The 19718-nt window shown below is 57.1% G+C and carries 20 protein-coding genes; 14 read left to right on the plus strand and 6 right to left on the minus strand.

Annotated elements, in window-relative coordinates:
- Nucleotides 1-2 precede the first annotated feature (2 nt).
- Nucleotides 3-743, minus strand: coding sequence for a uroporphyrinogen-III synthase (gene hemD / locus ACQG1K_RS00870; RefSeq protein ID WP_022646658.1), 741 nt, complete (start codon nucleotides 741-743; stop codon nucleotides 3-5).
- Nucleotides 740-1681: a hydroxymethylbilane synthase gene (gene hemC, locus ACQG1K_RS00875; protein ID WP_032622059.1), complete on the minus strand. Its 942-nt coding sequence runs from the start codon at nucleotides 1679-1681 to the stop codon at nucleotides 740-742. The genes hemD and hemC overlap by 4 nt, the downstream gene beginning before the upstream one ends.
- A gap of 349 nt (nucleotides 1682-2030) precedes the next feature.
- Here hemC and cyaA point away from each other — a divergent pair, with 349 nt between their 5' ends.
- Entirely contained in the window at nucleotides 2031-4574 is a 2544-nt protein-coding gene (cyaA, locus tag ACQG1K_RS00880) for a class I adenylate cyclase (RefSeq protein WP_023299043.1), read from the plus strand.
- Nucleotides 4575-4665: 91 nt separating this feature from the next.
- Here the strand turns inward: cyaA and cyaY are convergent, their stop codons facing one another.
- Nucleotides 4666-4986 carry an iron donor protein CyaY gene (gene cyaY, locus ACQG1K_RS00885; protein ID WP_045309028.1) on the minus strand — a complete coding sequence of 107 codons (321 nt, stop codon included), beginning with the start codon at nucleotides 4984-4986 and terminating at the stop codon, nucleotides 4666-4668.
- Nucleotides 4987-5121: 135 nt separating this feature from the next.
- Between cyaY and lptM the strand changes: the two genes are divergently transcribed.
- The 8 genes from lptM to corA all read left to right on the plus strand — a co-directional run bounded on the left by lptM (nucleotide 5122) and on the right by corA (nucleotide 12053).
- On the plus strand, nucleotides 5122-5325 hold the full coding sequence (lptM, locus tag ACQG1K_RS00890; RefSeq protein ID WP_003860815.1) for an LPS translocon maturation chaperone LptM: 204 nt from the start codon (nucleotides 5122-5124) through the stop codon (nucleotides 5323-5325).
- Nucleotides 5326-5360: 35 nt separating this feature from the next.
- A complete protein-coding gene (gene dapF, locus ACQG1K_RS00895) occupies nucleotides 5361-6185 on the plus strand; it encodes a diaminopimelate epimerase (RefSeq protein ID WP_023299045.1) in 825 nt (274 codons plus the stop codon).
- Nucleotides 6182-6889 carry a DUF484 domain-containing protein gene (locus ACQG1K_RS00900; RefSeq protein ID WP_023295731.1) on the plus strand — a complete coding sequence of 236 codons (708 nt, stop codon included), beginning with the start codon at nucleotides 6182-6184 and terminating at the stop codon, nucleotides 6887-6889. The genes dapF and ACQG1K_RS00900 overlap by 4 nt, the downstream gene beginning before the upstream one ends.
- The gene (xerC, locus tag ACQG1K_RS00905; protein ID WP_063163322.1) at nucleotides 6886-7788 is read left to right on the plus strand and encodes a tyrosine recombinase XerC; all 903 of its coding nucleotides are present in this window, start codon (nucleotides 6886-6888) and stop codon (nucleotides 7786-7788) included. The genes ACQG1K_RS00900 and xerC overlap by 4 nt, the downstream gene beginning before the upstream one ends.
- Nucleotides 7788-8504, plus strand: coding sequence for a 5-amino-6-(5-phospho-D-ribitylamino)uracil phosphatase YigB (yigB, locus tag ACQG1K_RS00910; protein ID WP_022646664.1), 717 nt, complete (start codon nucleotides 7788-7790; stop codon nucleotides 8502-8504). The genes xerC and yigB overlap by 1 nt, the downstream gene beginning before the upstream one ends.
- Nucleotides 8505-8583: 79 nt before the next feature.
- Nucleotides 8584-10746: a DNA helicase II gene (uvrD, locus tag ACQG1K_RS00915; RefSeq protein WP_017383586.1), complete on the plus strand. Its 2163-nt coding sequence runs from the start codon at nucleotides 8584-8586 to the stop codon at nucleotides 10744-10746.
- A gap of 149 nt (nucleotides 10747-10895) precedes the next feature.
- Nucleotides 10896-10952 carry a YsgD/CorL family protein gene (ysgD, locus tag ACQG1K_RS00920; RefSeq protein ID WP_212743980.1) on the plus strand — a complete coding sequence of 19 codons (57 nt, stop codon included), beginning with the start codon at nucleotides 10896-10898 and terminating at the stop codon, nucleotides 10950-10952.
- A gap of 150 nt (nucleotides 10953-11102) precedes the next feature.
- Nucleotides 11103-12053, plus strand: coding sequence for a magnesium/cobalt transporter CorA (gene corA / locus ACQG1K_RS00925; protein ID WP_003860807.1), 951 nt, complete (start codon nucleotides 11103-11105; stop codon nucleotides 12051-12053).
- A 43-nt stretch (nucleotides 12054-12096) separates the two neighbouring features.
- On the opposite strand, the gene rarD is transcribed toward corA, so the two are convergent.
- Complete coding sequence (gene rarD / locus ACQG1K_RS00930; RefSeq protein WP_023299047.1) at nucleotides 12097-12993, minus strand: EamA family transporter RarD; 897 nt, start codon at nucleotides 12991-12993, stop codon at nucleotides 12097-12099.
- Between the two features lie 51 nt (nucleotides 12994-13044).
- A complete protein-coding gene (yigI, locus tag ACQG1K_RS00935) occupies nucleotides 13045-13512 on the minus strand; it encodes an acyl-CoA thioesterase YigI (RefSeq protein ID WP_006812366.1) in 468 nt (155 codons plus the stop codon).
- A 160-nt stretch (nucleotides 13513-13672) separates the two neighbouring features.
- Between yigI and pldA the strand changes: the two genes are divergently transcribed.
- The 3 genes from pldA to rhtC all read left to right on the plus strand — a co-directional run bounded on the left by pldA (nucleotide 13673) and on the right by rhtC (nucleotide 17144).
- Nucleotides 13673-14542 (plus strand): phospholipase A, encoded by an 870-nt coding sequence (gene pldA, locus ACQG1K_RS00940; RefSeq protein WP_426720970.1) that lies wholly within the window; start codon nucleotides 13673-13675, stop codon nucleotides 14540-14542.
- 90 nt (nucleotides 14543-14632) lie between these two features.
- Nucleotides 14633-16462: an ATP-dependent DNA helicase RecQ gene (gene recQ / locus ACQG1K_RS00945; protein WP_032626543.1), complete on the plus strand. Its 1830-nt coding sequence runs from the start codon at nucleotides 14633-14635 to the stop codon at nucleotides 16460-16462.
- Between the two features lie 61 nt (nucleotides 16463-16523).
- Nucleotides 16524-17144 (plus strand): threonine export protein RhtC, encoded by a 621-nt coding sequence (gene rhtC, locus ACQG1K_RS00950; RefSeq protein WP_006179256.1) that lies wholly within the window; start codon nucleotides 16524-16526, stop codon nucleotides 17142-17144.
- Here rhtC and rhtB read toward each other — a convergent pair.
- Entirely contained in the window at nucleotides 17141-17761 is a 621-nt protein-coding gene (rhtB, locus tag ACQG1K_RS00955; RefSeq protein ID WP_006812363.1) for a homoserine/homoserine lactone efflux protein, read from the minus strand. The genes rhtC and rhtB overlap by 4 nt on opposite strands.
- Nucleotides 17762-17872: 111 nt before the next feature.
- On the opposite strand from rhtB, the gene pldB reads away from it, so the two are divergent.
- Together pldB and yigL are read left to right on the plus strand one after the other, a co-directional pair.
- Complete coding sequence (pldB, locus tag ACQG1K_RS00960; protein ID WP_022646668.1) at nucleotides 17873-18865, plus strand: lysophospholipase L2; 993 nt, start codon at nucleotides 17873-17875, stop codon at nucleotides 18863-18865.
- Between the two features lie 31 nt (nucleotides 18866-18896).
- The gene (gene yigL, locus ACQG1K_RS00965; protein ID WP_023299050.1) at nucleotides 18897-19697 is read left to right on the plus strand and encodes a sugar/pyridoxal phosphate phosphatase YigL; all 801 of its coding nucleotides are present in this window, start codon (nucleotides 18897-18899) and stop codon (nucleotides 19695-19697) included.
- Nucleotides 19698-19718: the final 21 nt, after the last annotated feature.

Here is a 19718-nt window from a genome sequence, read left to right on the forward strand (position 1 = left end):
AGTTATTGTAATGCGCGCAGCAGCGCATCGTTGTCGGCGTTATCAGCGATCCGAATATCCTGCCAGCCCAGTTCCCGGGCGTGGTTCGCCAGACGCTCGCTGACGACCAGAAGCCGACAGCGGAGTAACCAGTTTTCGCGATACCAAAGCGGAATCAGCGACCAAAGCTGTTGTAACATTTCACCGCTGGTAACCACCAGCGTATTAATGCCGCGCGCATGCCAGCGCATGGCTTCTTCCGCGCCATCATAGTGTTTTGCACAGCGCTGATAGCACTCCACAAACGTCACGTCTGCGCCGCGTTCGCGCAGCGTTTCGCCCAGCAGTTCGCGACCACCATTGCCGCGCAAAATGAGCGCACGCTTTCCGGCAATAGTTTGTAATTCAGGTAATTGTAGCAAGACTTCGCTGATTTCCCGATCTAACGGGTAACGAACATCGATTCCGCTCGCGGTATGTAAGGCCAGCGCCGTGGTGCGCCCGATGGCGAAATAGCGGGGTGCGTGGGGCCAGTTAACGCCCTGCTGTTGTAGCTGCGCATGGGCAAATTCCACGGCATGCTGCGATAGCGCAAAGAGCAGATCACCTTCCTGCAAGGCACGCATCTGGTCAGCGAGCGTAGCCAGCTCGCGACCGGGGGAGAATTCAATCAACGGAAAACTCCAGGCCACCTGCCCCAGTGCGCGCAGACGGCTCACTAACTGCTCTCCTGCGGGAGAAGGGCGGGTGACAAGTATGCTCATGCAGGGGGCTCTCCGTTATAGACCTCAGCCAGAATTTCACGCGCGCCGTTATTCAGCAGCTCTTCCGCCAGCGATACGCCAAGCGCCTCGGCATCCCGCGGCTTGCCGCGACGTTCACCGCGAACCATCTGCGAGCCGTCCGGCGCGCCAACCAGCGCACGCAGCCACAGCTCACCGTCAGTTAATTCAGCATAGCTGCCAATTGGCACCTGACAGCCCCCTTCGAGGCGAGTGTTCATCGCGCGCTCGGCTTTTACGCGAACGGCGGTATCGTCATGATTCAGCGGCGCGAGCAGTGCCTGAGTACGCGCATCATCCAGACGACACTCAATGCCGACGGCACCCTGGCCGACGGCGGGGAGCGATAGCTCCGGCGGCAACGCCACGCGAATACGTTCTTCCAGCCCCAGGCGTTTCAGGCCCGCAACCGCAAGAATAATGGCATCGTAGTCGCCGTTATCCAGCTTGCCAAGGCGTGTGCCGACGTTCCCACGCAGCGAGCGAATCACCAGATCCGGGCGACGTTCAGCCAGCTGACACTGGCGGCGTAAACTTGACGTGCCGACCACGCTGCCTGCCGGCAACGCATCAAGCGAGTCATAGCGATTAGAGACAAACGCATCGCGCGGATCCTCGCGCTCGCAGATGGTCACCAGCCCCAGCCCTTCCGGGAACTCAACGGGCACATCCTTCATCGAATGCACGGCGATATCGGCGCGGTTCTCAAGCAATGCCAGTTCCAGCTCTTTGACAAACAGACCCTTTCCGCCCACTTTGGCCAGCGGCGTATCAAGAATGACATCGCCACGCGTGACCATTGGCACCAGCTCAACGCGTAATCCGGTGTGGCAGGCTTCCAGGCGCTGCTTAACATAATGTGCCTGCCAGAGCGCAAGAGGACTTTGGCGTGTGGCAATTCTCAAAACATTGTCTAACATGCTTGTTACCGTCATTATCAATCGCTAACCATCCTAACATTGTTGACACTCGGATGGCAGTTTTACGGTTGATGAAGAGTGAGAGGGACAGGGCGGCGTTCGCGTCAGCCACCGCCGTATTCAGGAATTTACACGTACAGAACGGTGCTACACTTGTATGTAGCGCATCTTTCTTTACGGTCAACCGGCAAGGTGTTAAATTGATCACGTTTTAGACCATTTTTTCGTCTGTACCACCAGAAAAGAACAAGGCGAAAAAGGGTAACGGTTATTTTTTGAAATACTGCGGGTCCGCTGCTTGTTCTGTTTTGACTGGCGTGCGACACCCGGAAACATCAGGCGATACGTCTTGTACCTCTATATTGAGACTCTGAAACAGAGACTGGATGCCATCAATCAATTGCGTGTGGATCGCGCGCTTGCTGCCATGGGCCCTGCTTTCCAGCAGGTATACAGTCTACTGCCGACATTGTTGCACTATCACCATCCGCTAATGCCGGGTTACCTCGATGGTAACGTTCCCCAGGGCATTTGCCTCTTCACGCCTGATGAAACCCAACAGCACTATCTGACTGAACTTGAGCTTTACCGTGGTATGCCGCCGCAGGTTTCGCCGAAAGGCGAGCTGCCGATTACCGGGGTTTACTCCATGGGCAGCACGTCATCGGTTGGGCAAAGTTGTTCTTCTGACCTGGATATCTGGGTCTGCCATCAGTCCTGGCTCGACAATGAAGAGCGCCAGCTGTTGCAGCGTAAATGCAGTCTGCTGGAGAGCTGGGCGGCGTCGCTCGGCGTGGAAGTGAGCTTCTTCCTGATTGATGAAAACCGTTTCCGCCATAACGAAAGCGGCAGTCTGGGTGGTGAAGACTGCGGCTCGACTCAGCACATTCTGTTGCTGGATGAGTTTTACCGTACTGCGGTTCGCCTGGCCGGAAAACGTATTCTGTGGAATATGGTGCCGTGCGATGAAGAAGAGAATTATGACGACTACGTCATGTCGCTTTACTCGCAGGGCGTACTGACGCCAAACGAGTGGCTGGATCTGGGCGGTCTGAGCTCCCTGTCCGCCGAAGAGTACTTTGGTGCAAGCCTCTGGCAGCTCTATAAGAGCATTGATTCACCGTACAAAGCGGTGCTGAAAACCCTGCTGCTGGAAGCCTACTCCTGGGAATACCCCACCCCGCGTCTGCTGGCGAAAGATATTAAGCAGCGTCTGCACGACGGGGAGATCGTCTCCTACGGGCTTGATGCCTACTGCATGATGCTGGAACGCGTCACCGAATACCTGACGGCCATTGATGACGCCACGCGTCTTGACCTGGTGCGTCGATGTTTCTATCTCAAAGTCTGTGAAAAACTGAGCCGCGAGCGCGCCTGCGTTGGCTGGCGCCGTGAAGTGGTCAGCCAGTTAGTCAAAGAGTGGGGATGGGACGAAGCGCGTCTCGCCATGCTCGACAACCGCGCCAACTGGAAAATCGATCAGGTGCGCGAGGCGCACAACGAGCTGCTTGATGCGATGATGCAGAGCTACCGCAACCTGATCCGCTTTGCCCGCCGTAACAACCTTAGCGTTTCTGCCAGCCCACAGGATATCGGGGTGCTGACCCGTAAACTGTACGCCGCGTTTGAAGCGTTGCCGGGCAAGGTAACGCTGGTGAACCCACAGATTTCGCCTGACCTGTCTGAACCGAATCTGACCTTTATCTACGTGCCGCCGGGCCGCGCAAACCGCACCGGGTGGTATCTGTACAACCGTGCGCCAAGCATGGATTCGATCATCAGCCATCAGCCGCTGGAGTATAACCGCTACCTTAACAAGCTGGTGGCCTGGGCCTGGTTTAACGGCCTTCTCACCTCACGCACCCGGTTGTTTATCAAGGGCAACGAGGTGGTCGATTTAGCCAAATTGCAGGAGATGGTGGCGGATGTCTCGCACCACTTCCCACTGCGTCTGCCTGCGCCGACGCCAAAAGCGCTCTACAGCCCGTGCGAGATTCGCCATCTGGCGATCATCGTCAACCTGGAATACGACCCGACGGCGGCCTTCCGCAATCAGGTGGTTCACTTTGACTTCCGTAAGCTGGACGTCTTTAGCTTCGGTGAGCAGCAAAACTGCCTGGTGGGCAGCGTGGATCTGCTGTACCGCAACTCGTGGAACGAAGTGCGTACCCTGCACTTTAACGGCGAGCAGGCGATGATCGAGGCGCTGAAAACGATCCTCGGCAAGATGCACCAGGACGCCGCGCCGCCGGACAGCGTGGAGGTGTTCTGCTACAGCCAGCACCTTCGCGGCCTGATTCGTACCCGCGTGCAGCAGCTGGTGTCTGAGTGCATCGAATTGCGTCTTTCCAGCACCCGGAATGAAACCGGACGCTTTAAAGCGCTGCGCGTCTCCGGCCAGACCTGGGGGCTGTTCTTTGAGCGCCTGAACGTGTCGGTGCAGAAGCTGGAGAACGCCATTGAATTCTACGGCGCGATTTCACACAACAAACTGCATGGCCTGTCGGTTCAGGTGGAAACCAACCACGTTAAGCTGCCGCAGGTGGTGGATGGCTTTGCGAGTGAAGGGATTATTCAGTTCTTCTTCGAGGAGTCGGGCGATAACGCCGGGTTTAATATCTACATTCTGGATGAAACCAACCGTGCCGAGGTGTATCACCACTGTGAAGGCAGCAAAGAGGAGCTGGTGCGCGACGTCAGCCGGTTCTATTCATCCTCGCACGATCGCTTTACCTACGGCTCAAGCTTTATCAACTTCAACCTGCCGCAGTTCTACCAGATTGTGAATGTGGATGGACGAGCGCAGGTGATCCCGTTCCGTACGCAGGCGATTACCCCTGCGGCGCCCGCTAACCAGGAAACTGCGCCGCTGTTGCAGCAGTATTTCTCCTGAACCTTTTCGCCGGTTGGAGCTCACGCTTACCCGGACTATGGTTCGAGCCGTTGTAGGCCCGGTAAGGCGTAGCCGCCACCGGGCAACAAAACTACCTGAAACTCACGTTCTCACCCGCCTGCGCGGTCGCCGCCTGCTCCAGCAGATCCCAGAACGTTTCGCCGCTGCGGTCGCAGATCCACTCGTCACCTTTTAGATCAAAGTGATAGCCGCCCTGTTTCGCCGCCAGCCACACCTGGTGAAGCGGCTCCTGACGGTTAATAATAATCTTGCTGCCGTTTTCGAAGCTTAAGGTCAGGATCCCGCCGTTGATTTCACAATCGATATCGCTGTCGCCGTCCCAGTCGTCGATACGCTCTTCGATGGTCATCCACAGGGTATCGGCAAGGCGATGAAATTCACTGTCGTTCATGGTTTTATTCCTGTTTTTCGTGATGGCGGCAGTATAACGCTAAATAATTCCCGTTGCAGGAAAGCGGCAAACTCTTGCTTTTGTGTCTTCTCCTGCGATGATAGAAACAGATTTGAACTTACGGGCAACCTCTACATGAAAAACGTCTTTCGAACGCTTGTCGTTCTTGTCACTCTGTTTAGCCTGACCGGCTGTGGACTGAAGGGACCACTGTACTTCCCGCCAGAGGATAAAAACGCACCACCGCCGACAAAACCAGTGCAAAGTGGTATCGAGTCATCTACGCCGGATACCAACGATCGCGGCAATAACGGCGGCCCGACTCAGGTCAATCTCTGACGATTACGTTCTGTACCCGCGCAATGGAGCAAATGATGCAGTTCTCTAAAATGCATGGCCTTGGCAACGACTTTATGGTCGTCGACGCGGTAACGCAGAATGTCTTTTTCTCCCCGGAACTGATCCGTCGTCTGGCGGATCGGCACGTGGGCGTGGGGTTTGACCAGCTGCTGGTGGTGGAGCCGCCTTACGATCCTGACCTGGACTTCCACTATCGCATTTTTAACGCCGACGGCAGCGAAGTTTCCCAGTGCGGCAACGGCGCGCGCTGTTTTGCCCGCTTTGTTCGGCTGAAAGGGCTGACCAACAAGCGCGATATCCGCGTCAGCACCGCCAATGGCCGGATGGTGCTCAGCGTCACCGACGACGAACTGGTGCGCGTGAACATGGGCGAGCCGAACTTCGAACCCGCTGCCGTGCCGTTTCGCGCCAACAAAGCGGAAAAGACCTATATTATGCGTGCCGCCGAGCAGACAGTATTGTGCGGCGTCGTCTCGATGGGTAACCCGCACTGCGTGATTCAGGTAGATGATGTGCAAACCGCGGCGGTTGAAACGCTCGGCCCGGTGCTGGAAAGCCACGAGCGCTTCCCGGAGCGGGCGAACATCGGTTTCATGCAGGTGGTGAAGCGTGAACACATTCGCCTGCGGGTTTACGAGCGCGGCGCGGGCGAAACCCAGGCCTGCGGAAGCGGTGCCTGTGCGGCGGTGGCCGTCGGAATCTCGCAGGGGTTACTGGCGGAAGAGGTTCGCGTGGAATTACCGGGCGGGCGTCTTGATATCGCCTGGAAAGGAGCGGGTCATCCACTGTACATGACTGGCCCGGCGACACATGTTTATGACGGGTTTATCCATCTATGAAGCAACCAGGGGAAGAACTGCGGGAACCTGTAACGGAGCTGGATGACAGCGCTGTTGTGGATTACCTGCTGCACAATCCTGAGTTTTTTATCCGCAATGCACGCGTCGTCGAAAGGATGCGCGTGCCGCATCCGGTTCGCGAGACCGTGTCGCTGGTTGAATGGCACATGGCGCGCTCGCGCAACCACATCAATCAGCTCGAAGAGAACATGACGCTGCTGATGGAGCAGGCCAGCAATAACGAAAGCCTGTTCTATCGTCTTCTGCACCTTCAGGCGCGTCTGGCTTCCGCGCACAGTCTCGAAGAGTTCCTCAACCGCTTCCATCGCTGGGCGCGCGAGCTGGGGCTGGCAGGCGCGACGATCCGTCTCTTCCCTGACCGCTGGCGCATTGGCGCGCCGTCCGGGTTTACCCATCTGGCGCTGAGCCGTCAGGCGTTTGAGCCGCTGCGCATTCAGCGTCTGGGCCATGAGCACCACTATCTGGGGCCGCTTAACGGGCCAGAACTGCTGGTGGTGCTGCCGGAAGCCAAAGCTATCGGCTCGGTGGCGATGTCGCTGATGGGGCGCGATGGTGACCTGGGCGTGATGTTATTTACCAGCCGCGACGCGCATCACTATGAACAGGGGCAGGGTACGCAACTGTTGCAGGAGATCGCCCTGATGCTGCCTGAGCTGCTGGAGCGCTGGATTGAGCGCGTATGACGGACGGACTGCTCGCCACTGACGTCAACCGCTTTCTGCGCTATCTGGGCGTAGAACGCCAGCTCAGCCCTATTACGCTGCTCAACTATCAGCGTCAGCTTGATGCCATCATGCAGATTGCCGATGAAATCGGCCTGAAAAGCTGGCAACAATGTGACGCCGCCACGGTACGCGGGTTCGTCGTGCGTAGCCGTAAAAAAAATCTCAGTCCGGCGAGCCTGGCGCTCCGGCTCTCTGCCCTGCGCAGTTTCTTCGACTGGCTGGTCAGTCAGGGCGGTCTGAAAGCCAACCCGGCAAAAGGGATCGCCACGCCAAAGGCCCCGCGTCATCTGCCGAAAAATATCGACGTCGACGACGTAAACCGCCTGCTGGATATCGATCTCAACGATCCGCTGGCCGTGCGCGACCGCGCGATGCTGGAGGTGATGTACGGCGCGGGCCTGCGTCTCTCTGAGCTGGTGAACCTCGACTTAAAGCACCTCGATCTGGAATCTGGCGAAGTGTGGGTGATGGGCAAAGGCAGCAAAGAGCGCCGCCTGCCGATCGGCCGCAATGCGGTTTCCTGGATTGAGCACTGGCTGGATCTGCGCGGTCTGTTTGGCGCGGAAGAGGATGCGCTGTTCCTGTCGAAGCTCGGCAAGCGGATCTCGGCGCGTAACGTGCAGAAGCGCTTTGCGGAGTGGGGCATTAAGCAGGGTCTGAACAGCCACGTTCACCCGCATAAGCTGCGCCACTCTTTTGCGACGCACATGCTGGAATCAAGCGGCGACCTGCGCGGCGTACAGGAGCTGCTTGGTCACGCGAATCTGTCGACCACCCAAATCTATACCCACTTAGACTTCCAACACCTTGCCTCGGTGTATGACGCGGCGCATCCACGCGCCAAACGGGGGAAATAATGCGTTTTTACCGCCCACTCGGTCAGATCTCAGCCCTGACGTTTGATCTTGATGACACCCTTTACGACAACCGCCCAGTGATCCTGCGTACCGAGCAGGAGTCGCTGGCGTTTGTGCAAAACTACCATCCTGCGCTGAAAGCGATCCAGAACAAAGAGTTCCAGAAGCTGCGTCAGTCCCTGCGGGAAACCGAGCCGGAAATTTACCATGACGTGACCGAATGGCGCCGCCGTGCGGTTGAGCAGGCGATGCTCAATGCCGGCCTGAGCGCGCAGGACGCGGCCATGGGTGCTGAAGCGGCCATGGAAAACTTCGCCAAATGGCGCAGTCGCATCGATGTGCCGCAGGAGACCCACGACACGCTGGCGAAGCTCGCCGAAAAGTGGCCGCTGGTCGCCATTACCAACGGCAACGCTCAGCCTGAACTGTTTGGTCTGGGTAACTATTTTCAGTTCGTGCTGCGCGCGGGCCCGCACGGACGCTCGAAGCCGTTCAACGATATGTATCATCTGGCAGCGGAAAAACTGGATTTGCCGCTCGGTGAGATCCTGCACGTGGGCGACGACCTGACCACGGACGTCGCCGGGGCGATCCGCTGCGGCATGCAGGCCTGCTGGATCAAGCCGGAAAATGCCGATCTGATGACTACCCCGGATAGCCGTCTTCTGCCGCACGTGGAAATTTCACGGTTGGCATCCCTCACGACGCTGATATAATCATCAATTGTTCTGTATAAATTAACAGGGTTTTGGCGAATGGAAACATTTGCCCGCCCGACATGACGTGACGGTGCCAATGGACGTTTCTTACCTGCTCGACAGCCTTAATGACAAACAGCGTGACGCGGTTGCCGCCTCGCGTACAAACCTGCTGGTACTGGCTGGAGCGGGCAGTGGTAAGACGCGCGTGCTGGTTCACCGTATCGCCTGGCTACAGAGCGTGGAGAACTGCTCGCCGTACTCGATTATGGCCGTGACGTTCACCAACAAGGCGGCGGCGGAGATGCGCCACCGTATCGCACAGCTAATGGGTACCAGCCAGGGCGGCATGTGGGTTGGCACCTTCCACGGCCTGGCGCACCGTCTGCTGCGCGCGCACCATATGGACGCTAACCTGCCGCAGGATTTCCAGATCCTCGACAGCGAAGACCAGCTGCGCTTACTGAAACGTCTGATCAAGGCGATGAACCTCGACGAGAAGCAGTGGCCGCCGCGTCAGGCGATGTGGTACATCAACGGTCAGAAAGACGAAGGGCTGCGTCCGCACCACATTCAAAGCTTCGGTAACCCGGTTGAGCAGACCTGGCAGAACGTCTACAAGGCCTATCAGGAAGCGTGCGATCGCGCCGGTCTGGTGGATTTCGCCGAACTGCTGCTGCGCGCCCACGAGCTGTGGCTCAACAAACCACATATCCTGCAACACTACCGTGAACGCTTCACCAACATTTTGGTGGACGAATTCCAGGATACCAACAACATTCAGTACGCGTGGATCCGCCTGCTGGCCGGGGATACCGGCAAGGTGATGATCGTGGGCGATGACGACCAGTCTATCTACGGCTGGCGCGGCGCGCAGGTGGAGAACATCCAGCGCTTTCTCAACGATTTCCCCGGCGCGCAAACCATCCGTCTGGAGCAGAACTACCGTTCTACCAGCAACATACTGAGCGCGGCCAACGCCCTGATTGAGAACAACAACGGGCGACTGGGTAAAAAGCTGTGGACCGATGGCGTCGACGGCGAACCGATTTCGATTTACTGCGCCTTCAACGAGCTCGACGAAGCCCGCTTCGTGGTGAACCGCATTAAAACCTGGCAGGAGAACGGCGGTGCGCTGGAGCAGTGTGCCATTCTCTATCGCAGCAACGCCCAGTCGCGCGTGCTGGAAGAGGCGCTGTTACAGGTGAGCATGCCGTACCGCATTTATGGCGGTATGCGCTTCTTCGAACGTCAGGAGATCAAAGATGCGCTCTCGTATTTGCGTCTGATTGCCAACCGTAACGACGATGCGGCGTTTGAGCGCGTGGTGAACACGCCGACGCGTGGCATCGGCGATCGTACGCTGGACGTGGTGCGTCAGGCCTCGCGCGATCGTCAGCTCACGTTGTGGCAGGCATGCCGCGAGTTGTTACAGGAAAAAGCCCTCGCCGGGCGCGCCGCCAGCGCACTGCAACGCTTTCTGGAATTAATCGACGCACTGGCGCAGGAAACGGCCGACATGCCGCTGCACGTCCAGACCGACCGGGTGATCAAAGATTCCGGCCTGCGCACCATGTACGAGCAGGAAAAAGGCGAGAAGGGCCAGACTCGTATTGAGAACTTAGAGGAGCTGGTGACGGCAACGCGACAGTTCAGCTACAACGAAGAAGACGAAGACCTGATGCCGTTGCAGGCATTCCTCTCTCACGCCGCACTGGAGGCGGGTGAAGGGCAGGCCGATACCTGGCAGGATGCGGTTCAGCTGATGACCCTGCACTCCGCGAAAGGTCTGGAGTTCCCGCAGGTGTTCATCGTCGGGATGGAAGAGGGGATGTTCCCGAGCCAGATGTCGCTGGATGAAGGCGGGCGTCTGGAAGAGGAGCGTCGTCTGGCCTACGTGGGCGTGACCCGTGCGATGCAGAAACTGACCCTGACCTACGCGGAAACCCGCCGCCTGTACGGGAAAGAGGTGTATCACCGTCCGTCGCGCTTTATCGGCGAACTGCCGGAAGAGTGTGTGGAAGAGGTGCGCCTGCGCGCAAGCATCAGCCGTCCGGTCAGTCATCAGCGTATGGGCTCGCCAATCTCGGAAACCGATACCGGTTACAAGCTGGGCCAGCGCGTACGCCACTCGAAGTTTGGCGAAGGCACCATCGTCAATCTGGAAGGCAGCGGCGAGCACAGCCGTTTGCAGGTCGCGTTCCAGGGGCAGGGGATCAAATGGCTGGTGGCAGCCTATGCCAAGCTGGAAAGTGTGTAACTTTCAGAAAAATATCACTATTTTGTAATAATCTGCTAGCCTTATACGTTGAAGGTCAATTAATGCCCTTCAGCGTTCCGTTGCGTGTTGACGCCACAGTTATTGCTGGCGTAACATGCGCGCACGATTACGCTAAGAGGACATTCGCCTTGGACACACCCAGTAGATACTGGCTCAATTCCCTGTCATCCAGGAACAACTCCTAAGGCTATCTCCTCTTGCTGATGGCCTTAGTGGTTGTCAGCGACTGCATCATTCCCGTCGCGCTGAGTCAGGCTGTTTAATGGTCTGAAACCCAATTTGTTTCTGTGTGCCCACCGAACTGTCCGATATTTTTTGCATTGGGAGTCCCGGTCATGTTGAGCGCATTTCAACTCGAAAATAACCGACTGACTCGGCTTGAAGCCGAAGAGTCACAGCCCCTCATTGATGCCGTATGGGTGGATCTGGTCGAGCCGGACGACGATGAGCGCCTTCGCGTACAATCTGAACTGGGGCAAAGCCTGGCGACACGCCCGGAACTGGAAGACATCGAAGCATCCGCCCGTTTTTTTGAAGACGAAGACGGCCTGCACATTCACTCCTTCTTCTTCTTCGAAGATGCCGAAGACCACGCGGGGAACTCCACTGTGGCGTTCACCATCCGCGATGGCCGCCTGTTCACCCTGCGCGAGCGCGAACTGCCTGCGTTTCGTCTCTACCGCATGCGCGCCCGCAGCCAGGCGATGATGGACGGTAACGCCTATGAGCTGCTGCTGGATCTGTTCGAAACCAAAATCGAACAGCTGGCGGATGAAATCGAAAACATCTACAGCGACCTGGAAAAGCTGAGCCGCGTGATCATGGAAGGCCATCAGGGCGATGAGTACGACGAAGCGTTGTCCACGCTTGCAGAGCTGGAAGATATCGGCTGGAAGGTGCGTTTGTGTCTGATGGATACCCAGCGCGCGCTGAACTTCCTGGTTCGCAAGGCGCGTCTGCCGGGCGGTCAGCTGGAGCAGGCGCGTGAGATCTTACGCGATATCGAATCCCTGCTGCCGCACAACGAATCCCTGTTCCAGAAGGTCAACTTCCTGATGCAGGCGGCAATGGGCTTTATCAACATCGAGCAGAACCGCATCATCAAGATCTTCTCGGTGGTTTCCGTGGTGTTCCTGCCGCCGACGCTGGTGGCATCCAGCTACGGGATGAACTTTGAGTTTATGCCGGAGCTGAAGTGGAGCTTTGGCTACCCGGGGGCGATTATCTTTATGATCCTCGCCGGGCTGGCGCCATACCTGTACTTCAAGCGGAAGAACTGGTTGTAAAAATCAGGCGGGTGGCGCTGCGCTTACCCGCCCTACAAAGCACCTAAATTCCTCTGCGAGTCCTGCGCTGGGTATAAATTGCATCCGCAACGAAAATCGCCAGCGCCACCCAGATAAAGGCAAACGTCACCATCTTATCCGCACCCGGCACCTCGCCGTAAAACACCACCGCCAGCAGGAACATCAGCGTCGGGCCAATGTACTGGAAGAAGCCAAGCGTCGAGAGACGCAGACGCGTTGCCGCGCCGGTGAAGCACAGCAGGGGAATCGTCGTGACCACGCCCGCCGCCATCAGCATCAGGTTCAGCGACCATGGGTTGCTGCCCATGTGGCTGGTGGCGCTGTCGGCAATACCGAACAGGTAGATCGCGGCGACAGGCAGCAGCCACAGGGTTTCAAACAGCATTCCCGTCTGCGCTTCCACGGCGATTTTTTTACGCACCAGGCCGTAGAAGGCAAAGCTGAACGCCAGCCCCAGGGCGATAACCGGCAGTGAACCGAAGGTCCACAGCTGCACCAGCACGCCGCAGAGGGCCAGAATCACCGCCACCCACTGCATCCGGCGGAAACGTTCGCCGAGGAAAATCATCCCCAGCACGATGTTCACCAGCGGGTTAATGAAGTAGCCCAGGCTGGCTTCGAGCATGTGATGGTTATTCACCGCCCAGATAAACAGCAGCCAGTTTCCGCCAATCAGCACCGCAGAGAGGGCAAGCAGGAAGACCTTCTTCGGGGTTTTTAGCAGCGTTTTGACGCCTGACCACTGACGGCTGATGCTCATCAGCGCGATCATAAAGAAAAACGACCAGATGACGCGGTGAGTGAGGATCTCGTCCGCCGGGACATAGGCGATAAGCTTGAAGTACGCCGGCGCGATACCCCAAATAAAATAAGCGGCAAGAGCGAGTAAAACGCCCTGCCGCGTCTGTTTAGCATCCATCGGGAAAATCCGTTACAAAAAAGTGAAGTAATTTTACCCGAATTTGCCGCCTCAACCCACCATATAAGTGGCGGTTGCGCTGGCAATATAAACCTGCTCCTCGTTATGCAGCTCAACGCGGGCGACGGCAACTTTATTCCCGGCGCGCAGCAGGCTGCTGGTGCAGGTGAAGCGGTTTCCGCGTCCCGGTCGCAGATAGTCGACGCGTAAATCGATGGTTCCCATGCGCGAGAGGCGCTGGCGTAACTCATCTTCGTTGATGGTGTCGTGGCGCGTCAGCGTGCTGCCCACGCACACCAGACCGGCCGCCACGTCCAGCGCAGAGGCAATCACCCCGCCGTGCAAAATGCTTTGCGCCCAGTTACCGACCATCATTGGCTGATTATTGAAACTCAGCTGAGCGAAGTCTTTTTCGTATCGCTCCAGCTCAAGACCCAGTGCACGGTTGAATGGCATGTGGTACACAAAAATCTCGCCCACGAGCTTTAAGGTTTCTTCGGCGGTGAGTGTGGCTGACATCTGACGTGGCATCCTTGTTGTTAACAAAATGTTGATTTTATGCTTCAGGATAAAGGAATGCCACTTTAAGAAACGAGGAAGCGGAAGTTATCGCAGAAGTCTGTAGAATGCCCGGACAAAACTATTCATTAAATGTCACAATTTCAGGAGAACACCACCGATGCGGACGTATCTGGGTTGGTTACTGGCGGCGGTTGCGCTGCCCCTCACAGCATATGCGCAGGAAGCGACGATCAAAGAAGTGCATGATAAACCTGCCGTTCAGGGCAGCATCATCGCCAATATGCTTCAGGAGCATGACAATCCGTTCACGCTCTACCCCTATGACACAAACTACGTGATCTATACCCAGACCAGCGATCTCAACAAAGAGGCGATAAGCTCCTATAACTGGTCTGACAATGCGCGTAAAGATGAGGTGAAGTTCCAGCTCAGCCAGGCCTTCCCGTTATGGCGCGGCATCCTGGGGCCGAACTCGGTGCTTGGTGCATCTTACACGCAGAAGTCATGGTGGCAGCTCTCCAACAGCGGGGAATCTTCACCGTTCCGCGAAACCAACTATGAACCGCAGCTGTTCCTCGGTTTCGCCACTGATTATGAGTTTGCAGGCTGGACGCTGCGAGACGTGGAGGTGGGCTATAACCACGATTCCAACGGTCGTTCCGACCCAACCTCACGCAGCTGGAATCGCGTTTATACGCGTCTGATGGCGCAGAACGGCAATTTCATGGTGGAAGTGAAGCCGTGGTACGTGGTGGGCAGCACCGATGACAATCCTGATATCACCAAATACATGGGCTATTATCAGCTTAAAGTGGGCTATCAGCTGGGTGACGCGGTGCTGAGCGCCAAAGGGCAGTACAACTGGAATACCGGCTACGGCGGCGCAGAGCTGGGCCTGAGCTACCCGGTGACGAAACACGTTCGTCTCTATACCCAGGTGTATAGCGGTTATGGCGAATCGCTGATTGACTATAACTTCAACCAGACCCGCGTTGGTGTGGGCGTCATGCTGAACGATATTTTCTAAGCTGCTCGAATGTTTTTGCGTTAAACGTTGAAGTTTCTCTCTCAGGCGCTGAAAATAGCGCCTGTTTCATTTCTGGCATATGGGGTTAACGTGGCGCAGGCGGAAGTATTGAATCAGGAATCGCTGGCTAAACAGGTTTTGCATGAAACCTTTGGCTACCAGCAGTTCCGTCCTGGCCAGGAAACCATCATTGAAACCGTGCTGGAAGGCCGCGATTGCCTGGTGGTCATGCCGACCGGCGGCGGAAAATCGCTCTGCTATCAGGTGCCCGCGCTGGTACTTAATGGCCTGACGGTTGTGGTCTCCCCCCTTATTTCCCTGATGAAAGACCAGGTCGACCAGCTGCTTGCCAACGGTGTGGCGGCGGCCTGTCTTAACTCGACGCAAACCCGCGAGCAGCAGCAAGAGGTGATGGCCGGGTGCCGCACCGGGCAGATCCGCCTGCTGTATATCGCGCCAGAGCGCCTGATGCTGGACAACTTCCTCGATCACCTGGCGCACTGGAACCCGGTGCTGCTGGCGGTGGATGAAGCGCACTGTATCTCCCAGTGGGGGCACGATTTCCGCCCGGAATATGCCGCCCTCGGCCAGCTGCGTCAGCGCTTCCCTGAGCTGCCGTTTATGGCGCTTACCGCCACGGCGGATGACACCACGCGTCAGGACATCGTTCGCCTGCTGGGGCTGAAAGACCCCTATATTCAGGTCAGCAGCTTCGACCGGCCGAACATCCGCTATATGCTGATGGAAAAATTCAAGCCGCTGGATCAGCTCCTGCGCTACGTGCAGGAGCAGCGCGGCAAGTCCGGCATCATCTACTGCAACAGCCGCGCGAAGGTGGAAGACACCGCTGCGCGTCTGCAAAATCGCGGCTTTAGCGCGGCGGCATACCATGCCGGGTTAGAAAACCACATCCGCGCCGACGTACAGGAAAAATTCCAGCGCGACGACCTGCAAATCGTGGTCGCAACGGTGGCGTTCGGGATGGGGATCAACAAGCCCAACGTGCGCTTTGTGGTGCACTTTGATATCCCGCGCAATATCGAATCCTATTATCAGGAAACCGGCCGCGCCGGGCGTGATGGCCTGCCTGCGGAAGCGATGCTGTTTTACGATCCGGCGGATATGGCGTGGCTGCGCCGCTGTCTCGAGGAGAAACCGCAGGGGCAGTTGCAGGATATCGAACGCCACAAGCTTAACGCGATGGGTGCCTTCGCCGAAGCGCAAACCTGCCGCCGTCTGGTGCTGCTCAACTACTTTGGTGAAGGGCGTCAGGCGCCGTGCGGCAACTGCGATATCTGCCTCGACCCGCCGAAGCAGTACGACGGTCTGATGGACGCGCGCAAAGCGCTCTCGACTATCGGACGCGTGAACCAGCGCTTTGGGATGGGCTACGTCGTCGAAGTGCTGCGTGGGGCTAACAACCAGCGTATCCGCGATATGGGGCACGACAAGCTGCCGGTTTACGGCATCGGGAAAGACCAGAGCCACGAGCACTGGGTAAGCATCATCCGCCAGCTGATCCATCTCGGCTTTGCCACGCAAAATATTGCTCAGCACTCTGCGCTTCAGCTTACCGAAGCGGCGCGACCGGTCCTGCGCGGTGAGGTTGAACTGAAGCTCGCCGTTCCGCGCGTCGTCGCCCTCAAGCCGCGCGTGATGCAAAAATCCTACGGCGGCAACTACGATCGCAAGCTGTTCGCCAAGCTGCGCAAGCTGCGTAAAGCCATTGCCGATGAAGAGAACATCCCGCCATACGTGGTGTTCAATGACGCGACGCTGATCGAGATGGCCGAGCAAATGCCACTCAGCGCCAGCGAGATGCTCAGCGTCAACGGCGTCGGCACGCGCAAGCTGGAGCGCTTTGGTAAAGAGTTTATGGCGCTTATCCGTTCCCACGCTGATGGTGATGATGAGGAGTAGTCAGCCGGGCGAAAAAGTGCCAGGATGATGAATCACTACATTATTTCCCCGCGAGCTAATTATGTTAATGCTATTTCTCACCGTGGCGTTAGTGCACATCGTTGCGCTGATGAGCCCTGGCCCTGACTTCTTCTTCGTGTCACAAACGGCCGTCAGCCGCTCCCGCAAAGAGGCGATGATGGGTGTGCTCGGTATCACCATGGGCGTTATGGTCTGGGCGGCGGTTGCGCTGCTTGGTCTGAACCTGATCCTGGCGAAAATGGCGTGGCTGCATAACATCATCATGGTTGGCGGCGGTCTGTACCTGTGCTGGATGGGCTACCAGATGCTGCGCGGGGCGCTGAAGAAAGAAGAGAAAAAGCCGGAAGAGCCAAAGGTTGAGCTGGCAACGGGCGGCCGTAGCTTTGTGAAAGGGCTGCTGACTAACCTGGCGAACCCGAAAGCGATTATTTACTTCGGCTCTGTGTTCTCGCTGTTTGTGGGGGATAACGTCGGTGCGGGCGCGCGCTGGGGGATCTTCCTGCTAATCGTTGTTGAGACGTTCGCCTGGTTTACCGTTGTGGCAAGCCTGTTTGCTTTACCGGCGATGCGTCGCGGCTACCAGCGCATCGCGAAGTGGATCGACGGCTTTGCCGGCGCACTGTTCGCCGGCTTCGGCATTCATCTCATCATTTCTCGCTAAGCATGACGCGCTGACGCAAGCAGCGCGCCAACCAGCATAAACAGCGAACCAAAGACTTTGTTCAGGGCCTTCATCTGCTTAGGCCCTTTGATCCACGCCGCAATTCGCTGCGCCAGCGTCGCGTAACCAATCATCACAATGATATCGACAATAATGGTGGTCGCGCCCAGCACCACGTACTGCATCACCTGGGGCTGATGCGGCACGATAAACTGCGGGAACAGGGCGGCGAGGAACACAATGCTTTTCGGGTTGGTCAGGTTAACGAATACCGCGCGCTTAAACAGGTGGCCGCGTGTTTGCGTCCGGGAGAGCGTATGCAGATCAATCGAGCCTGCGGCGCGCCACTGCTGAATGCCCAGCCAGATAAGATACGCTGCGCCAGCCCATTTCAGCACCTCGAAGGCCAGTACCGAACGGGAGAACAGCGTGCCCAGACCAATCCCCACCAGCACAATGTGAATGCCAAGCCCTGTCTGTAAACCGGCAATTGACGCCGCCGCGCCGCGATAGCCGTGATTAATGGAGGTGGTCATGGTGTTGATTGCGCCCGAGCCAGGTGAAAGGCTGAGGATGATGGATGTCAGCAGGTAAGCGAACCACCACTCGAAGGTCATTTGAAACTCCCGGATCGTCTGTTTTTATGCCACAATACGCTATTGTTGAGTCATTTTGTGACCGGTGACGAAAAAAACGATATTCCCTGAATTACGGGGGGTGGAAACCCAATGTTTCAGCAGAAAAAGGACTGGGAAACACGAGAAAACGCATTTGCTGCTTTCTCCATGGGGCCGCTGACCGATTTCTGGCGCCAGCGTGAGGAAGATGAGTTTATGGGCGTCGGGGATATCCCGGTACGCTTCGTTCGTTTCCATGATGAAAAAAATGACCGGGTGATTGTGGTTTGCCCCGGGCGCATCGAAAGCTATATCAAATATGCCGAGCTGGCGTATGACCTGTTCCATCTGGGCTTTGATGTGTTAATTATCGACCATCGCGGGCAGGGGCTTTCCGGCCGGATGCTGCCGGATACCCATCGCGGCCACGTGGATAACTTCAGCGATTACGTCGACGATCTGGCCGCGTTCTGGCAGCAGGAAGTGCAGCCCGGACCGTGGCGCAAGCGTTATATTCTTGCCCACTCCATGGGGGGCGCGATCTCGACGTTGTTTTTGCAGCGCCATAAGCACCAGTGCGACGCCATTGCGCTGACCGCGCCGATGTACGGCATTGTGATACGTTTTCCTGACTGGATGGTGCGCCATCTTCTCGACTGGGCTGAGGGCCATCAGCGCATTCGTGAAGGCTATGCCATCGGAACAGGACGCTGGCGGGCGTTGCCGTTTGCCATCAACGTGTTAACCCACAGTCGGCAGCGTTATCGCCGCAACCTGCGTTTTTATGCCGATGAACCGCGTCTGCGGGTCGGCGGCCCCACCTGGCACTGGGTGCGGGAAGGTATTCATGCCGGTGAGCAGGTGCTGGCGGGCGTAGGCGATGATGACACGCCGACGCTTCTGATCCAGGCGGAAGAAGAGCGTGTGGTGGATAACCGCATGCATGACCGCTATTGTGAACTTCGCGCCGCGGCGGGCCATCCCTGTGAAGGGGGTAAACCGCTGGTCATCAACGGTGCGTACCATGAGATCCTTTTTGAAAAGGACGCTATGCGCTCAGTCGCGCTCAACGCCATTGTTGAATTTTTCAACAGGCATAACTGATTATTGTTTTCCACCAGAGGTTGAAATCCCTATGTACCAGGTTGTTGCATCTGATTTAGATGGCACGCTGCTTTCCCCCGACCACACCCTGTCGCCTTATGCGAAAGAGACCTTAAAACTCCTGACTGCCCGCGGCGTGAACTTTGTGTTCGCCACCGGCCGACACCACGTGGACGTGGGGCAGATCCGCGATAACCTGGAGATCAAGTCGTACATGATCACCTCCAACGGTGCGCGCGTACACGACACGGACGGCAACCTGATTTTTACCCACAATCTCGATCGCGACATCGCCACTGATTTGTTCGGCATTGTGCATAACAACCCGGATATCGTCACTAACGTTTATCGCGACGACGAGTGGTTTATGAACCGTCATCGCCCGGACGAAATGCGTTTCTTCAAGGAAGCCGTCTTCAACTACTCCCTGTATGAACCGGGTTTGCTGGATCCTGAAGGGATCAGCAAGGTGTTCTTTACCTGCGAAAGTCACGAAGCGCTGCTTCCGCTGGAGCAGGCGATCAACGCCCGCTGGGGAGACCGCGTGAACGTGAGCTTCTCCACGCTGACTTGTCTGGAAGTGATGGCGGGCGGGGTGTCCAAAGGTCACGCGCTGGAAGCGGTCGCGAAGCGTCTGGGCTTTGATCTGAAAGACTGCATCGCGTTCGGCGATGGCATGAACGATGCCGAGATGCTCTCCATGGCGGGCAAAGGCTGCATCATGCAGAACGCGCACCAGCGCCTGAAAGATCTGCACCCGGAGCTGGAAGTGATTGGCACCAACGCAGACAACGCGGTACCTAAGTATTTGCGCAAACTGTTCCTTGAATAATCTTCATTTGATTATTTATTG

The sequence above is a fragment of the Enterobacter cloacae complex sp. 402C9 genome, assembly GCF_050030745.1.
Lineage (GTDB): Bacteria > Pseudomonadota > Gammaproteobacteria > Enterobacterales > Enterobacteriaceae > Enterobacter > Enterobacter intestinihominis.

What these genes read in the sequence shown, in the direction of transcription:
- hemD (WP_022646658.1), bottom strand. Translation starts at nt 743, where the DNA reads ATGAGCATACTTGTCACCCGCCCTTCTCCCGCAGGAGAGCAGTTAGTG.
- hemC (WP_032622059.1), bottom strand. Translation starts at nt 1,681, where the DNA reads ATGTTAGACAATGTTTTGAGAATTGCCACACGCCAAAGTCCTCTTGCG.
- cyaY (WP_045309028.1), bottom strand. Translation starts at nt 4,986, where the DNA reads ATGAACGACAGTGAATTTCATCGCCTTGCCGATACCCTGTGGATGACC.
- lptM (WP_003860815.1), top strand. Translation starts at nt 5,122, where the DNA reads ATGAAAAACGTCTTTCGAACGCTTGTCGTTCTTGTCACTCTGTTTAGC.
- dapF (WP_023299045.1), top strand. Translation starts at nt 5,361, where the DNA reads ATGCAGTTCTCTAAAATGCATGGCCTTGGCAACGACTTTATGGTCGTC.
- ACQG1K_RS00900 (WP_023295731.1), top strand. Translation starts at nt 6,182, where the DNA reads ATGAAGCAACCAGGGGAAGAACTGCGGGAACCTGTAACGGAGCTGGAT.
- xerC (WP_063163322.1), top strand. Translation starts at nt 6,886, where the DNA reads ATGACGGACGGACTGCTCGCCACTGACGTCAACCGCTTTCTGCGCTAT.
- yigB (WP_022646664.1), top strand. Translation starts at nt 7,788, where the DNA reads ATGCGTTTTTACCGCCCACTCGGTCAGATCTCAGCCCTGACGTTTGAT.
- uvrD (WP_017383586.1), top strand. Translation starts at nt 8,584, where the DNA reads ATGGACGTTTCTTACCTGCTCGACAGCCTTAATGACAAACAGCGTGAC.
- corA (WP_003860807.1), top strand. Translation starts at nt 11,103, where the DNA reads ATGTTGAGCGCATTTCAACTCGAAAATAACCGACTGACTCGGCTTGAA.
- rarD (WP_023299047.1), bottom strand. Translation starts at nt 12,993, where the DNA reads ATGGATGCTAAACAGACGCGGCAGGGCGTTTTACTCGCTCTTGCCGCT.
- yigI (WP_006812366.1), bottom strand. Translation starts at nt 13,512, where the DNA reads ATGTCAGCCACACTCACCGCCGAAGAAACCTTAAAGCTCGTGGGCGAG.
- pldA (WP_426720970.1), top strand. Translation starts at nt 13,673, where the DNA reads ATGCGGACGTATCTGGGTTGGTTACTGGCGGCGGTTGCGCTGCCCCTC.
- rhtC (WP_006179256.1), top strand. Translation starts at nt 16,524, where the DNA reads ATGTTAATGCTATTTCTCACCGTGGCGTTAGTGCACATCGTTGCGCTG.
- rhtB (WP_006812363.1), bottom strand. Translation starts at nt 17,761, where the DNA reads ATGACCTTCGAGTGGTGGTTCGCTTACCTGCTGACATCCATCATCCTC.
- pldB (WP_022646668.1), top strand. Translation starts at nt 17,873, where the DNA reads ATGTTTCAGCAGAAAAAGGACTGGGAAACACGAGAAAACGCATTTGCT.
- yigL (WP_023299050.1), top strand. Translation starts at nt 18,897, where the DNA reads ATGTACCAGGTTGTTGCATCTGATTTAGATGGCACGCTGCTTTCCCCC.